General features: G+C 69.8%; 15 protein-coding genes. 2 read left to right on the top strand and 13 right to left on the bottom strand.

Features of this window, described 5'->3' with window-relative positions; translation table 11 throughout:
• Nucleotides 1–57: 57 nt before the first annotated feature.
• Entirely contained in the window at nt 58–675 is a 618-nt protein-coding gene (locus ACW7GZ_RS01725; RefSeq protein ID WP_457001434.1) for a HutD/Ves family protein, read from the top strand.
• 90 nt (nt 676–765) lie between these two features.
• Here ACW7GZ_RS01725 and ACW7GZ_RS01720 read toward each other — a convergent pair whose 3' ends face one another.
• From ACW7GZ_RS01720 to ACW7GZ_RS01660, 13 genes are all read right to left on the bottom strand, one after another.
• Nucleotides 766–2,460, bottom strand: coding sequence for a sulfite reductase subunit alpha (locus ACW7GZ_RS01720; RefSeq protein ID WP_457007500.1), 1,695 nt, complete (start codon nt 2,458–2,460; stop codon nt 766–768).
• Nucleotides 2,457–3,440, bottom strand: a complete 984-nt coding sequence (locus ACW7GZ_RS01715) for an FAD:protein FMN transferase (RefSeq protein WP_457007498.1) — start codon at nt 3,438–3,440, stop codon at nt 2,457–2,459. The genes ACW7GZ_RS01720 and ACW7GZ_RS01715 overlap by 4 nt, the downstream gene beginning before the upstream one ends.
• Nucleotides 3,440–4,309 carry a DUF4198 domain-containing protein gene (locus ACW7GZ_RS01710; RefSeq protein ID WP_457007496.1) on the bottom strand — a complete coding sequence of 290 codons (870 nt, stop codon included), beginning with the start codon at nt 4,307–4,309 and terminating at the stop codon, nt 3,440–3,442. The genes ACW7GZ_RS01715 and ACW7GZ_RS01710 overlap by 1 nt, the downstream gene beginning before the upstream one ends.
• Nucleotides 4,310–4,357: 48 nt before the next feature.
• Nucleotides 4,358–4,873, bottom strand: coding sequence for a DUF2271 domain-containing protein (locus ACW7GZ_RS01705; RefSeq protein WP_457001441.1), 516 nt, complete (start codon nt 4,871–4,873; stop codon nt 4,358–4,360).
• A gap of 17 nt (nt 4,874–4,890) precedes the next feature.
• On the bottom strand, nt 4,891–5,532 hold the full coding sequence (locus ACW7GZ_RS01700; RefSeq protein WP_457001443.1) for a PepSY-associated TM helix domain-containing protein: 642 nt from the start codon (nt 5,530–5,532) through the stop codon (nt 4,891–4,893).
• Nucleotides 5,533–5,551: 19 nt separating this feature from the next.
• Nucleotides 5,552–7,930 (bottom strand): TonB-dependent receptor domain-containing protein, encoded by a 2,379-nt coding sequence (locus ACW7GZ_RS01695; RefSeq protein ID WP_457007494.1) that lies wholly within the window; start codon nt 7,928–7,930, stop codon nt 5,552–5,554.
• A 203-nt stretch (nt 7,931–8,133) separates the two neighbouring features.
• Nucleotides 8,134–8,469: a non-heme iron oxygenase ferredoxin subunit gene (locus ACW7GZ_RS01690; protein WP_457001446.1), complete on the bottom strand. Its 336-nt coding sequence runs from the start codon at nt 8,467–8,469 to the stop codon at nt 8,134–8,136.
• Nucleotides 8,466–8,990, bottom strand: a complete 525-nt coding sequence (locus ACW7GZ_RS01685; RefSeq protein ID WP_457007492.1) for a GNAT family N-acetyltransferase — start codon at nt 8,988–8,990, stop codon at nt 8,466–8,468. The genes ACW7GZ_RS01690 and ACW7GZ_RS01685 overlap by 4 nt, the downstream gene beginning before the upstream one ends.
• A gap of 28 nt (nt 8,991–9,018) precedes the next feature.
• Nucleotides 9,019–10,236, bottom strand: coding sequence for a cysteine desulfurase (locus ACW7GZ_RS01680; protein WP_457007490.1), 1,218 nt, complete (start codon nt 10,234–10,236; stop codon nt 9,019–9,021).
• Complete coding sequence (gene sufD, locus ACW7GZ_RS01675) at nt 10,236–11,507, bottom strand: Fe-S cluster assembly protein SufD (RefSeq protein WP_457007488.1); 1,272 nt, start codon at nt 11,505–11,507, stop codon at nt 10,236–10,238. The genes ACW7GZ_RS01680 and sufD overlap by 1 nt, the downstream gene beginning before the upstream one ends.
• Complete coding sequence (gene sufC / locus ACW7GZ_RS01670) at nt 11,507–12,274, bottom strand: Fe-S cluster assembly ATPase SufC (RefSeq protein ID WP_457001454.1); 768 nt, start codon at nt 12,272–12,274, stop codon at nt 11,507–11,509. Before sufC ends, sufD begins: the two co-directional genes overlap by 1 nt.
• Nucleotides 12,275–12,400: 126 nt before the next feature.
• Complete coding sequence (sufB, locus tag ACW7GZ_RS01665; RefSeq protein WP_457001456.1) at nt 12,401–13,879, bottom strand: Fe-S cluster assembly protein SufB; 1,479 nt, start codon at nt 13,877–13,879, stop codon at nt 12,401–12,403.
• A 17-nt stretch (nt 13,880–13,896) separates the two neighbouring features.
• Nucleotides 13,897–14,367: an SUF system Fe-S cluster assembly regulator gene (locus ACW7GZ_RS01660; protein WP_457001458.1), complete on the bottom strand. Its 471-nt coding sequence runs from the start codon at nt 14,365–14,367 to the stop codon at nt 13,897–13,899.
• Nucleotides 14,368–14,561: 194 nt separating this feature from the next.
• Between ACW7GZ_RS01660 and ACW7GZ_RS01655 the strand changes: the two genes are divergently transcribed.
• Nucleotides 14,562–15,059, top strand: a complete 498-nt coding sequence (locus tag ACW7GZ_RS01655; RefSeq protein WP_457007486.1) for an SET domain-containing protein — start codon at nt 14,562–14,564, stop codon at nt 15,057–15,059.
• Nucleotides 15,060–15,062: the final 3 nt, after the last annotated feature.

Here is a 15,062-nt window from a genome sequence, read left to right as displayed (position 1 = left end):
GCAGGGACGCGTCCCGCGCGCCTTCGAAGGGCACGCAGGCGGCGCTACACTGCCGCCATGTCCAGCGACGCGGCCTTCGCACGCCACCTTCCCGCCAATGACTACCGGCGCCTGCGCTGGCGCAACGGCCTGGGCTGGACGCGCGAGATCCACGCAGCCTCTCGTGGCGCCGGCGAAGGCTGGGACTGGCGGCTGTCGATCGCGGAGATCGAAGCCGACGGGCCGTATTCCATCTTTCCCGGCGTGCAGCGCGAGCAGGTACTGCTGGCCGGCGAAGGCCTTGTGCTGGACTTCGGCGAAGGGTCGGAGCGCGTGCTGGCACCACCGCACGGACGCCAGCGCTTCAACGGCGAGGCCGCGGTGCAGGCCCGGCTGCAGGCGGGACGGGTCGAGGTGTTCAACCTGATGTGGCAGGACGGGCGCGTGGCACCGCAGCTGTGGCATCGGCCGCTGGTGGGTTCGATGCTGCTGTTCGTCGATCCGGGCGCCGCGTGGGTCGTGCACGTGATCGCGGGTCAGGCCACCGTCGGCGGCGACCATCCGATGCCGCTCCTGGAAATGGGCGACAGCGCCCTGCTGGATGCCGATGCCGCGCGCAGGCGGCGCTGCCTGATCGAAGGCGCCGGCGAGCTGCTGCTCATACGCATCGAGCCATCGCCGCCGAACAACATGTAGGAGCAGCTACAGCTGCGACCCGGACGGCCGCACCGCCCGCGGACCCTGCCGCAGGCATTCCAAGGGCACGACCCACGCACGGCTCGGGCCTCAATACACATCCCGCCGGTAGCGTCCGTCCACGCGCATCCGCTCCACCGCGGCATCGCCCAGGATGTCCCGCAGCGCGGCGTCCACGCCCGGCGCCATGCCCTGCAGGCTGCCGCAGACCAGGATCGTGGCGCCGTCGTCGACCCACTGGCGCAGGCGCGTGGATTCGGCGCGCAGGGCGTCCTGCACGTAGCCATGATGGATGGCCGCGGCGTCGCCGGCGACCGCCGGCGCGGGAAGTCCGGCGCCCTCGGCATCGCGCGAGAACGCAAGGTCCAGGCGCGCCAGCGCGTCGTCGCCGAGCCAGCGCAGGATGTCCTCGTGCAGGTGGAAGTCGCGGTCGGCGCTGCGCTCGCCGAACAGCAGCCAGCTGCGGTGGCCGCCGGCGGCGATGCGCTCGGCCAGGTGTGCGCGCAAGCCGGCGATGCCGGTGCCGTTGCCGACCAGCACCAGCGGCGTGCCGGCGCCGGGGCCGTGGAAGCCGGGGTTGGCGCGGATGCGCAGGTCGATCATGCCGCCAGGCTGGGCGTGGTCGCAGAGCCAGCCGCTGCCGATGCCCGGGCTGCCGTCCGGACGCAGCATGCGCCGCAGCAGCAGGCGCAGCCTGCCTTCCCCGGGGACCGATGCGACGGAGTATTCGCGGTGCGGCAACGGCTCCAGGCGTGAGGCGACGCCCTGGGCGTCGAGTCCCACGAGTTCGCCTGCATCGGGCAGGTGGGAGCGCGCGAGCAGGTCGCGCAGGGACACGCGTCCGTCGCCCACGCGCACCTGCGTCGCGGGATCCAGGCCGGTGGCGACGAGCAGGGCGACCACGGCCCGGGGTGCCTGGCGCGGACCAATTTCGGCGATGTCGCCGGCGCGCCACTGCGGGTCGCTGCCGGCGGGCGGCAAGAGCAGCACTTCGTGCACGGCGCCGCCGAGGCTGCCGGGATTGAGTTCGCGCCGCGCGGCCAGGCTCCAGGGCGCATAGCGTGCGGGCGACCAGTCCGGCAGCTCCGGGGCACCGGCCGCGACGCCGAGGTGGTGTTGCCAATGGCGCAGCGCGGCGGGATCGCCGTTGTCGACCTCGACGATGTCGAACAGCGGGCTGGCCCCCGCGTCGCGCAGCCACTGGTCCAGGGCGTGGCCGAAGGCGCAGTAGTTCTGGTAGCTGCGATCGCCCAGGGCCAGCACGGCGTAGCGGAGGCCGGGCAGGGCGATGCCGGCGTGCATCGTGTCGCGGATGAAGGCTGCCGCCGGGTCCGGCGCGTCGCCTTCGCCGGTGGTGCTTGCGACGAACAGCACCTGCCGCGTGGCGGCGAGCGAGGCGGCATCGAGCGTGGCGATGTCGCGCAGGCGGGGGTGCAGTCCGGCGCTGCGCAGTGCGTCCGCCGTGCGCCGGGCGAAGTCCAGGGCCTGGCCGGTCTGGCTGGCGTGGACCACGAGCCAGTCAGCGTCATCGGGCGCGTCGGCGCCAGCGGCTTCGGAGGCGACCTGCGCACGCGCGCTGCGACGGGCGTGGCGCAGCTTCGCGGCGCTGGCAGCCAGATAGGCGGCCGCAAGCAGGACGGCCAGCCATCCCTGCGTGGCGCCGGGCGGGCCGGGCCACCAGGCCTCGTCGTGCAGCGGGACGAAGGCCAGCGCGGCCGCGGACAGGGCGAGCAGGATGCAGGCCTGTGCGGCGCGCGCGCGCCGTGCGGCGGATGCTCTGCTCACTGCGGGAGTCGCCGTCTGAAGGCGTCCGTGGCGCGTTCGTGCATGCCCGTGGCGTCACGCAGTACGAAGCGCGCGGCCATGCCGCGGGCCTGCGCCAGTTCGAAGCCGCGCCCCGGCCCCAGCACGGTCAGCGCCGTCGCCCAGGCGTCGGCTGCGAGCGCAGTGTCGGCGACCACGGTCACGGCGGCCGGGGCGTGCTCGACCGGGGCGCCGGTGCGCGGGTCGATCGTATGCGAATACAGGCGGCCGCCGTGCTCGAAGCGGTGCCAGTGGTCGCCGGAGGTGGCGACCGCGGCGTCGTCGAGCTGGATCACGCAGGGTGCGGCAGCGCCATCGTCGTCCGGCCAGGCTTCGGCCAGGACCTTCCACGGCGTGCCGTCCGGCTTGCGGCCGTAGCCGCGCAATTCACCACCGACCTCGACCAGCGCGGCAGGCACGCCGCGCGCCTGCAGCCAGTCCACCACGGCGTCCACGCCATGGCCCTTGGCGATGCCGGACAGGTCGAGTCCGGCGCCACCGGGCTGCAGCGCCCGCTGGCCGGCCGGATCGAGAACGACCCGCTGCCAGCCGGTACGCGCGCGCGCCGCGGCCAGCGTCTCTGCGTCCGGCACGCGTCCGCCGCTGCCCCGGGGACCGAAGCCCCAGGCTTCGACCAGCGGCCCGACGGTCGGGTCGACGGCGCCGCCGCTGTCCGCGGCGATCGCCAGCGCTTCGTGCAGCACGTCGAAGAACGGCTGCGGCAGCGCTTGCCACCTACCCGCGGGCGCGCGGTTGTAGAGGCTGATGTCGGAGTCGCGCTCCCAGGTGCTCATCTGCGCGACCACGCGATCCAGGCAGGCCTGGATGCCGTCGTGCAGGACGTGCAGGTCGGCGCCGGACGGCGCCGCCACCGACGCCCGCCAGAGGGTGCCCATGGTGGCGCCGCCCAGCGCGTGCACCGCGAGGGCGGGGCGCGCGTCGACGGCGCCGTGCGGACCCATTACTGCGGCAGCACTTCCAGGGTGGCGACGTAGCCGAGGCGGCGACCGGTGGCCTGCGGCAGGCTGGCCTTGTCGTCCTGCAGGCCGGTTTCCAGCCAGTAGATGCCGGCCTCGGGCCAGGTCACGCGGAGCAGGCCGCCGGCGTCGGTGGTCGCGGCAATGTCGTCCTGGGCATTGCGGTAGCGGGTGCCGCCGCGAACGATCTCGAACTCGAGGCCGGCGGCCGGCTTGCCGTCGACCAGGATGCGGAAGGTCGCTTCTTCGCCCGCGAACAGGTCGTTGGGATGGGTCACCGGCTCCAGCTCGATGCCCGTGCCGGTGGCGACAAGCGCGGTCGCGTTGGGCGCGCCGTTGGTGACGAAGGTTTCGACGCGGCGGACGGTCTCGGTGACCTGCAGGTTCTGCGCGTCCTTCGGCACCTTGGTGGCCAGGTCCTCGGCGGTGGCGCTGCGCAGGAAGCCGCCGCGCGCGGCGGGACCGGTGGCGGGCTTGCCTTCGGCCTCGGCTTTCGCCTTCGCGGCCAGGCTTTCGGCCGTGTCCCAGCGCGCCGACATGCCGCTGCCGGCGTTGGCGATGCGGTAGGTGCCCTGCTGCACGAGCTGCACGTCGAAGGTGCTGCGGTACTTGCCGGTGGCGCCGTTCGCCAGCTCCGCACTGCTGCCGTCGGGCGCGGTCACGGTGATGCCGTCCAGGCGCATCGGCACGTGGTCGGGGAAGAACAGCTGGTTGGACACCGCGGCGTCGAAGGTCACCCAGACGTCACTACCGTTGACCACGGCCTGCGACGGGATGATCCACTGCTTGTGCGCGGATGCGCTCATGGGCAGCACGGCGGCGAGTGCAAGGGCGATTGCGATGGTCTTCTTCATCTTCGGTCTCCGGAAGGGAATGCGTGTCGTGTGGGCGGGTGGGTGGGATCAGGGCTTGATGGCGAGGCCCACCGCGCCGAGTTCGGTCTTGCCCTGGGCCTTGCCCGACTGCGCGGACGTCGCCGGCCAGTCGAAGGGGATCTTCAGCAGCTCGCGGCCGCCGACTTCGCGAACGGCTTCCACCACCACGCTGTAACGCCCCGGCGCGAGGCCGGACAGCCGCGGGTCGCGGGCGTTGAACTTCAGCGCATGGCGGCCCGCGGGACGGGTCGGGCCGCTGACGCCGTCCACCGGCATCTGCTGCGTGCGCCCGGACTTGCGCCACCACTGGCGCAGGTCGGGCAGCCACTTGGTGCCGTGGCCTTCGGCGGTGTCCTTCATCATGTACCAGACCGAAAGATCGGCCGCGGCCTTGCCGTCGGCACCTTCGACATAGACCGCGACGTAGGGACGGTGGTATTCGGCCACGGTCATCGACGGGACTTCGACCTCGACGGTCAGCTCCGCGGCGTAGACCGGCGTGGCCAGCAGGCCGCCGAGGACGATGGTCAGGGGAATGCGCATGCGTGGCCTCTCGTGGATCAATGGATGAACAGCAGGGCGAGCAGCACCGGCACCACCAGGCCCAGCCCCACCCAGGGCCAGGTGGAGGGGCGCTGGCGCGCGTGCATCTGCAGAAGGAACAGCCCGGTCAGCGTGAACACGATGCAGGCGATGGCGAAGATATCGATGAACCAGCCCCACGCCGGCCCGGAATTGCGGCCCTTGTGCAGGTCGTTGAGGTAGGAGACCCAGCCGCGGTCGGTGCGTTCGTACTCGACCGCACCGCTGGCCTTGTCGATGGCAAGCCAGGCATCGCGGCCGGGGCCGGGCATCGACAGGTAGACCTCGTCCTCCGACCATTCGGCCTCGCGGCCGCCGGTGGGTGCGCCGAGTTCGTCGCGCAGCCAGCGCTCGAGCTCTCGCGGCAGCGGCGCGTTGCCTTCGGCGTGGGCGTCGAGCTGCGGCAGCAGCGCCGCGGGCAACTCAAGCTGGCGGTTGTCGACCTCCGGGCTGCCCTCGATCTTCGCGGCGTGGTTGAGCGTGATGCCGGTGACCGCGAACAGCAGCATGCCGACCAGGCACACCGCCGAGCTGATCCAGTGCCACTGGTGCAGCGTGCGCAGCCAGAAGCCGCGGCGCTGGGCCGCGGCGTTGCCGGAAGGTGCGGAGGGTCGGGTCACGTCGGGCCGGCGTCGCGGGTCAGAACTGCACGTTCAGGCTGAGCCACAGGTTCCGCGACTTGTCCTTGTTGTTGTAGTCGTCGTAGTAGGTGGGCTCATAGGCGCCGGTCGGATCCTGCGTCCAGACGGTGCGGAAGCTGGTGAAGTCCTCGTCGAGCAGATTGTTGATGCGCGCGTTGAGGCGGACGTTCTCGCTGAAACGGTACTGCGCGCCGAGATGGAGGACGGTGTAGTCCTCGTAGTCGTGGCGGACGCCGTCGATCACGTCGCGGTAGCGCTTGGAGCGGGTTTCGGACAGCAGCTGCATGCTGAAGTCGTCGGTCGCCTGCCAATTCAGGCTGGCGTTGACCATGTGCTTCGCGGTGTTGGTCAGCGGCAGGCCCTTGTCCTCGCCGCTCAGCTGCTCGCTGTCGGTGAAGGTGTAGTTGGCGCGCAGCGACCAGGCCTCGCTGATGCCCCAGCGACCGGCGACTTCGGCACCCTGGATGCGCACCTCGTCGATGTTGATGTTCTGCGCGTACGTCGTGTAGCCGAGCAGCGCGAAGTCGCCGAGGTTTGCGCAGGGGCGGACGCCGCCGGTCTCCTCGCAGCTCTGGCTGGTCTCGCCGCGGGCGATCTTGTCGTCGAAATCGTTGCGGAAAATGGTGACGTTGAAGTTGTGCCCGCCCTCGGGCGCGGTCCAGTACAGCGCGACTTCGGTGTTGACGCTGGTTTCGGGCTCGAGGTCCGGATTGCCGACGAAGGGCGACGTGCCCTGGCCGCCGAAGCCGATGATGCCGTCGTACAGGTCGGTGGTCTTGGGCGTCTTGTAGCCGGTGCTGACGCCGCCTTTCAGGGTCCAGGCCGGGGCCAGGTCCCAGACCGCGTACGCGCGCGGGCTGAGGCGGCTGCCGAACATGTTGTGGTCATCGTGGCGCAGGCCGACGGTGATGGTCAGCGCGTCGACGGGATTCCAGTTGTCCTCGGCGAACACCGACCACATCTTGTGCTCCTGCACGGTACCGGCGCCGTCACCGCCGCCTTCCATGCCGAACACGCCGTCCTCGAGCTCGCCGTCGACGACCTGGCCGCCCACGATCACGTGGTGGTTCGCGCCCAGCGCGAAGTCGAGCTTGCCGTCGAGCGTGTACTGGCGGCTTTCCATGGTGCGCTTGGGGCGCGGCAGGAAGGCTTCGACCGCCAGTTGCTGGCGCTCTTCGCGGCCCATGCCGGCGTAGGGACCGGTTTCGCAGACGGCGGCGTTGTCGCAGTAGATGTCCTCGTGCAGCAGGCGCTCGGCGACGGTGAAGGGCAGGGTGCGGCCGTGGTTGGCGGTGTCGATATGCGACAGCGACAGGAAGCTGTTGCCGAAATCCCACTGCCCCTGGTGGGTCACGGACCACTGGTCGCGGGTGAACTCCTGGTCGGCGGCGTAGCCGACGCGCGGCGGGGCGCGCCAGATGCCGCCCAGCCCGTCCACCGTGCCCAGCGGATAGGTCTCGGTACCGAGGTTGTTGATGTACGGCGTGTTGTCGTACACCTGCTCGGATTTGTCGTATTCGAACACCACGCTCTGGAACTCGCCGGGCGTCCAGCTCAGGGTCACGCCGGCGCTCTTGTTGGTGTTGTCGACGGTCTTGCCGCCGCCGCCGAAGCCCAGCGAACGCTCGAACTCCGTGCCGTCGGGCGCGGTGATGACTTCGTACTCTGGCGTGGACGAATTGCGGTCGTACCACGAGCCGCGCACGCCCAGGCCCAGCGTGTCCTCGATCAGCGGGCCCATCACCGCGAAGTCGAAGGTGCTGTCGCTGCCGAAGTCGTCGTTTTCCTGCAGGTTGTGCGACACGGTGGCCGAACCCATCCAGCGGTCACCGACCTTGCGGGTGATGATGTTGATCACGCCACCCAGCGCGTCGGCGCCATACAGCGTGGACGCCGGCCCGCGGATCACTTCGATGCGCTCGATCATGTCCAGCGGCGGCACGTGGTTGAACTGGTTGCCGCCGAAGTTGTTGGGGTAGATGTCGCCGTGGTTGTTCTGGCGCTTGCCGTCGATGAGGATCAGCGTGTATTCCGGACCCATGCCGCGCATGCTGACGGTCTTCTGCCCGGTCTTGTCCGAGGTCTCGCCGACGTCGACGCCCTCGAGGTCGCGCACGGCGTCGGTCAGGGTCACGTAGGGGCGCGTGGCCAGGTCCTCGCGGGTGATCACGCTGATGCTGGCCGGCGCGTCGGTGAGCTTCTGCTCGAAGCCGGCGGCGGTCACCACCAGGGTGTCGAAGGTGGTGGCGTCGCCGCCGTCAGGCGTCGCGTCCTGCGCAAAGGCAGGCGACAGCGGCAGCAGGACGGTGATTGCGGAAAACAGGGCGGTGCGCACGGGCGCGCGGCGCACGCTCAGGCGGGCGGCGAGGGTGGACATGGACGGGCGAGCTCCGGAAATCAGTGGGGGTCCACGTCTGGCGGCGGCTTGACGGGGAAGGCGTGCGCGGCAACCCGGGGGCCGTCCGCACGCATTCAGCGGAACGCCATGGTAATGAGAACCATTAGCAACCGCAACGGGGAATCATTCACCCCAGCTCCCACACCGGATCCCCGCGGGTCCCGACGAGGTGCATCAGGGGCTCAGTCCCGGTCGTCCCTCGTCCACACCCCGCCATCCGCCTCCCGCTTGACCGGGAACTTCGCCACGGGCTCGTATGCAGGCGCGCACAGCGCACGGCCGTCGCGGACATCGAACTTCGCCCCGTGCAGCACGCACTCGATCGTGCCGTCAGCCGGTTCGAAGGTCCCGGCGGAGAGTTCGAAGTCCTCGTGGCTGCAGACGTCCTCCAGCGCATAGATCTCGCCGTCGAGGTTGAGCACCAGGATCGGTGCCCCGCTGACCTCGTCGAACACGGTCTTCATTTCGCCCGGCAGCAGCTCGGCGCCGGGGCAGACGAAGGTCCAGGCTTGGCTCACAGCATCTTCTCCAGAACCTCGAACCTGAGGTCGTCGCGACGGGGAACGCCGAAGCGGGTATCACCGTAGGGAAAGGGCCTGTATTCGCCGGTGCGGCGGTAGCCCAGGCGCTCGTACCAGGCGATCAGCTCGTCGCGCAGGTCGATCACCGTCATCCGCATGCGCGGCAGGCTCCATTCCCCGCGCGCGATGCGCTCGCATTCGACGACCACCGCGCGCCCGAGACCGCCGCCCTGCAGGGTCGGCTCCACGGCGAACATGCCGAAGTAGCCGACGCCGCCTGCGTCGGCGACGTGCGCGCAGGCGAGCGGCGCGCCGTCGCGCAGGGCCAGCAGCACGCGGCTGCGCGGTTGCCGGATGTCGGCGCGCACCACGTCGGGGTCGATGCGTTCGCCATCGAGGAAGTCAGCCTCGGTGGTCCAGCCGGCGCGGCTGGCCTCGCCGCGGTAGGCGCGGGTGACCAGGCGCACGATGGCATCGATGTCGGCGTCCGTCGCCGCGCGGAAGCGGAGTTCATCCATGGCGTGATTTTGCCTGTTCGCGCTCGCGTCACGCCAGCAGCTTGCGGACCTTGCGCAGCGCGGCGATGAAGGCGTCGATCTCGTCATGGGTGTTGTAGAACGCCAGCGAGGCGCGGCAGGTGGCGGTGACGCCCAGCCACTCCAGCAGCGGGTGCGCGCAGTGCTGGCCGGAGCGCACGGCCATGCCCTCGAGGTCGAGCAGGGTGGCGAGGTCGTGCGAGTGCACGCCGTCGATCGCGAACGAGACCACCGCGGCCTTGCCCGGCGCGGTGCCGAAGACGCGCAGGCCCTCGACCTTCGCGAATTCTTCGTCGAGGTGCGCCAGCAGCGCCTGCTCCCGGGCCTCCACGCGATCCATGCCCAGCGCCGACAGGTAGTCGACCGCGGCGCCCATGCCGACGAAGCCGGCGATGTTCGGCGTGCCGGCCTCGAACTTGCGAGGCGGGTCGTTGAACACGGTGCCGCCGTCCAGCCGCACCTCCTTGATCATCTCGCCGCCGCCGATGAAGGGCGGCATCGATTCGAGGTGCTCGCGCCGCGCCCACAGCGCGCCGGTGCCCGTGGGCGCGCACATCTTGTGCCCGGTGAGCGCGTAGAAGTCGCAGCCGATGGCGGTGACGTCAACGGGGCGGTGCGGCAGCGCCTGCGAGCCGTCGACCACGGTGACGATGCCGCGGCGGCGCGCCTCGCGGCAGATGTCGGCCACCGGGTTGACGGTGCCGAGCACGTTGCTGACGTGGGCGACGGCGAGCAGCTTCACCTCGCCGGTCATCTTCGCGCGCAGCATGTCCATGTCGAGGCTGCCGTCGGGCAGCAGGTCGACGACCTCGATGCGCGCGCCGGTGCGCTGGGCGACCAGCTGCCAGGGGACGATGTTGGCGTGGTGCTCCATGCGCGTGAGCAGGATCACGTCGCCGGGGCCAAGGCGCGGCAGCGCCCAGGAGTAGGCCACCAGGTTGATCGCGAAGGTGGTGCCGCTGGTGAGCACCAGTTCGTCCGGCCGCACCTTGATGAAGCGCGCCAGCTTGCCGCGCGAGGCCTCGAAGGCCTCGGTGGCCTCGCTGCCGAGCTGGTGGACGGCGCGGCTGACGTTGGCGTTGTGGCGGCGATAGAAATCGTCGACGGCATCGATCACCACGGCCGGCTTCTGCCCGGTGTTGGCGGAGTCGAAGTAGACCAGCGGCTTGCCGTGGACCTCGCGCGCCAGCAGCGGAAAGTCCCTCCGCACCGCGGCCCAATCAGCCATCACACGAGTACCTGCGCTTCGACCGCCCGGTCCAGCCTCGCCTGCAGCAATTCCCGGTGCGCCGGCGTCTCCACCACCGCCAGCAGCGGCTCACGCACGAACGCCGCGGTCATCAACGCCCGCGCCTCCGCTTCCGGCAGCCCGCGTGATCGCAGGTAGAAGATCGCGGCGTCGTCGAGCTGGCCGACGGTGGCGCCGTGCGCCGCAGTGACTTCGTCGGCGTGGATCACCAGCACCGGCTGGGTGTCGATCTCGGCGGTGTCGGACAGCAGCAGGTTCTTGTTCGACAGCTGCGCGTCGGTGCCATCGGCGCCCTCGCGGATCTCGATGCCGCCGTGGAACACGGCGCGGCCGCGACCGGCGGCCATGCCGCGCCAGAGCAGTTCGCAGCGGGTGTCGCGGGCGATGTGCTCGATGCCCAGGCGCGTATCGAGGTGGCGGCGGCCGGCGGCCAGCAGCACGCCGTTGGCGATCAGCTCGGCGTTGTCGCCCTCCAGGCGTACGTTGAGCTCGTGGCGCGACAGCGCGCCGCCCAGCTCCAGGTCCAGGCGCCGATAGCTGGCGTCGCGGGCAAGCACGGCGTCGGTGCGGGTGAACAGCGTGGCGCGGTTGGACTCGTCCTGGATGCGCGCGTGGCGCAGCACGGCGCCGGCGGCGAGATGCACGTGGGCGATGGCGTTGCCGAGGTGGGCGTGGTCGCCGCCGGCAATGTGATGCTCGATCACCGTGGCCGAGGCGCCGCGGCGCAGTTCGATCAGGTGGCGTGCGTGCCAGGCGAGGTCGCCTTCAGCCGGCAGTCCCAGGAACACCAGGTGCACCGGCACGTCCACCGCCACGCCTTCGGCCACGCGCAGCACGGCGCCGTCGTCGGCAAGCGCGGCGTTGAGGCGCGCGAAGACCTCGTCGGCGCGCTCGTAGCTACGGGCCAGCACATTGCTTTCGCGTGGATCGGGATCGGCCAGGGCCTCGGCCATCGACAGCAGGCGGGCGCCCTCGGGCAGGCCGGACGCGTCGGACAGCGCAGCATTGAAGCGGCCGTTGGCGAAGACCAGGCGCGGTGCCGGGATGTCGGCGAGGAGTGCCGGATCCACGTCCGCATGCGGCAAGGGCGCCGGCGAGAAACCGCGACGCTCCAGCGCGCGCAGTGAGGTGTATTTCCAGGCCTCGCTGCGCGCGTGCGGCAGGCCGTCGCGCAGCGCGGCATCAAGCGCGGCGCGGCGTGCGCCGCTGCCGCTGAAGCCGGTCGAGAGGGAGTCGAGCAGTGCGGTCATTACGCCACCGCCTCCGGCACCTTGCGCTCGCGCAGCCACTCGTAGCCCTGGGCCTCGAGCTGCAGCGCAAGCTCGGGCCCCCCGGACTCGACGATGCGGCCATCGGCCAGCACGTGCACGTAATCAGGCTTGATGTAGTCGAGCAGGCGCTGGTAGTGGGTGATCACCAGGAAGGCGCGGTCGGGCGAACGCAGCGTGTTGACGCCGTCGGCGACCTGGCGCAGGGCGTCGATATCGAGGCCGGAGTCGGTCTCGTCCAGGATCGCGAGCTTCGGCTCAAGCACCGCCATCTGGAAAATCTCGTTGCGCTTCTTCTCGCCGCCGCTGAAGCCCTCGTTGACGCCGCGGTGCAGCAGCTTGTCATCCAGGTGCAGGACGCCGAGCTTCTCGCGCACCAGCTTCAGGAACTGCATCGAGTCGAGTTCGGACTCGCCGCGCGCCTTGCGCTGCGCGTTGAGCGCGCTGCGCAGGAAGTAGGTGTTGTTCACGCCCGGGATCTCGACCGGGTACTGGAACGCGAGGAAGACGCCGGCAGCGGCGCGCTCCTCCGGGTCCAGCGCCAGCAGGTCGGCGCCCTCGAACTCCACCGTGCCCGCGGTGACGTCGTAACCGTCCCGACCGGCGACGATGTTGCCCAGCGTGGATTTGCCCGCGCCATTGGGGCCCATGATGGCGTGCACCTCGCCCGGCTTCACCTCAAGGCTCAGGCCCTTGAGGATTTCGCGATCGCCGGCAACGGTGGCGTGGAGGTTCTCGATCTTCAGCATGTCGGTCTCTTGTGTGTGGGAACAGCCGGCCTGCGGGCCAGCCCTTCAGAATTTCGGGGAAGCGTCTGTAGGAGCAGCTATAGCTGCGACCCTGACCTCCGTTACCGGGGCGCGATCCGGGCGACCTCAGCCCACCGAGCCTTCCAGGCTCACTTCCAGCAGCTTCTTCGCCTCCACCGCGAACTCCATCGGCAGCTCGCGGAAGACCTGCTTGCAGAAGCCGTCCACGATCAGGCTGACCGCGTCCTCCTCGCCCAGCCCGCGGCTGCGGCAATAGAACATCTGGTCGTCGCTGATCTTGGACGTGGTGGCCTCGTGCTCGACGGTGGCGCTGGGATTCTTCACCTCGATATAGGGGAAGGTGTGGGCGCCGCATTCCTTGCCGATCAGCAGGCTGTCGCACTGCGTGTAGTTGCGCGCGCCTTCCGCCTTCGAGCCGATCTTCACCAGCCCGCGGTAGGTGTTCTGGCCGCGGCCGGCGCTGATGCCCTTGCTGATGATCTTCGACTTGGTGCGCTTGCCGAGGTGGATCATCTTGGTGCCGGTATCGGCCTGCTGGCGGTGGTGGGTCAGCGCCACCGAGTGGAATTCGCCCGACGAGTCGTCGCCGAGCAGCACGCAGCTGGGGTACTTCCAGGTGATCGCGGAACCGGTCTCGACCTGGGTCCAGACGACCTTGCTGCGCGCACCGCGGCACTCGGCGCGCTTGGTGACGAAGTTGTAGATGCCACCGACGCCGTTCTCGTCGCCCGGATACCAGTTCTGCACGGTCGAATACTTGATCTCGGCGTCATCGAGCGTGACCAGCTCGACCACGGCCGCATGCAGCTGGTTCTCGTCGCGCATCGGCGCCGTGCAGCCCTCGAGGTAGGACACGTGCGAGCTTTCCTCGGCGATGATCAGCGTGCGCTCGAACTGGCCGGTATGCCCGGCGTTGATGCGGAAGTAGGTGCTGAGCTCCATCGGACAGCGCACGCCCTTCGGGATGAACACGAACGAGCCGTCCGAGAACACCGCCGAATTCAGCGCCGCGAAATAGTTGTCGCCCACCGGCACCACGGTGCCCAGATACTGTTTCACCAGCTCCGGATGTTCCCTGATGGCCTCGGACATCGAGCAGAAGATCACGCCCTTCTCGGCCAGCTCCTTGCGGAATGTGGTGCCGACCGAGACCGAGTCGAACACCGCATCCACGGCCACGCCGGCAAGCCTGGCGCGCTCGTGCAGCGGCACGCCGAGCTTGTCGTAGGTGTCGAGCAGCTCCTGCGGCACTTCATCCAGCGACTGGTACTTCGGGCCCTTGGGCGCGGAGTAGTAGCTGATCGCCTGGAGGTCGATGGGCGCGATCGAGAGCTTGGCCCAGTGCGGCACCGGCATGGTCAGCCAGTGGCGATAGGCGGCCAGGCGCCACTCGGTCATCCACTCGGGCTCTTCCTTGATCGCGGACAGGGCACGGACGGTGTCCTCGTCCAGGCCGGGCGGCAGCGAATCGGACTCGATGTCGGTGATGAAACCGGCGTCGTAGCGACGGCCGAGCTGCTCGTGGATCGCCTCGTTGGCGATGGGTTCGATGGGTTCGATGGGTGCTTCGATCTGGGTGGCCATGGGGGCTGCCTGGGTCTTCATATGGTGGCGAGGCGGGCGGGGATGCGCTTTGACGCACCAGGCCCGGCCCCGGGATGGGGATCGCGCGGCGCTTCGAGCATCTGCGCCAGGCTGACGCCGCGCAGGGCGTCGGCGACGATGTCGTTGATGCGCCGCCAGTTGGCGCGCGCGCCGCAGTGATCGGCGATGCCGCAGCTGGTGTCTTCAAGGCTGCATTCGGTCATTGCCAGCGGCCCTTCCATGGCCTCGACGATGGCGATCAGGCTGATCTCGGACGCCGGCCGCGACAGCCGGTAACCGCCGTGTGCGCCGCGGAAGGCCTCGAGCAGCCCGGCCTGTGCCAGGGGCTTGAGCAGCTTGCTGACCGTGGGCGGCTCCAGCCCCGCGCGCTCTGCCAGCTCGACCGCGCTCAGCACGCGCTCCGGCTCCGCGGCAAGCACGGTGAGCACCACGGTGGCGTAGTCGGTGAGGCGGGTGACGCGGAGCATGGGGGTGGCGATCCTCTAATCAGGACCGAAATTGTACCATTTGCGCCGGTCGCGTCCAACCCGCTTCCGCCGGCGCGCGAGGCACGCGAGATCGCAGCTGTGGCTGCTCCTGCAGGGGGTGGCGGCGCGTGTGCGATGGAAGAACGCACGCGCTTCCACCACAATGACCGTTTCCCAGCGAGACGATGCCGCAGATGGCCAAGAGCAAGGACAAGTCCGGCAAGAAGGACAAAAAGATCGAGGCCCGCCAATCGGAGATCCACGGCAACGGCGTGTTCGCCACCGAGCTGATCGAGAAGGGCGAGCGCATCGTCCGCTACAAGGGCAGGCTGCGCAGCCATGACGAGGTCGATTCCGAGTACGGCGAGATCGACGAGAACGGCCATACCTTTCTGTTCACGCTCAACGACGACTACGTCATCGACGGCAACATGGACAGCGGCGTCGCGCGCTGGATCAACCACAGCTGCGCGCCCAACTGCGAAGCGCTGGTGGAACAGGACGACAAGGGTCGCCCGCACAAGGACAAGGTGTTCATCGAAGCGCTGCAACGCATCGAGCCGGGCGAGGAGCTGACCTACAACTACGGCATCACCCTGGACGAACGCCACACGCCGAAGCTGAAGAAGCTCTGGGGCTGCCGCTGCGGCGCGCCGGAATGCACCGGGACGATGCTGCAGCCAAAGCGCTGACCG

This window comes from Luteimonas sp. A537, from assembly GCF_054052065.1.
This window is presented reverse-complemented; position numbering and strand designations above follow the sequence as displayed.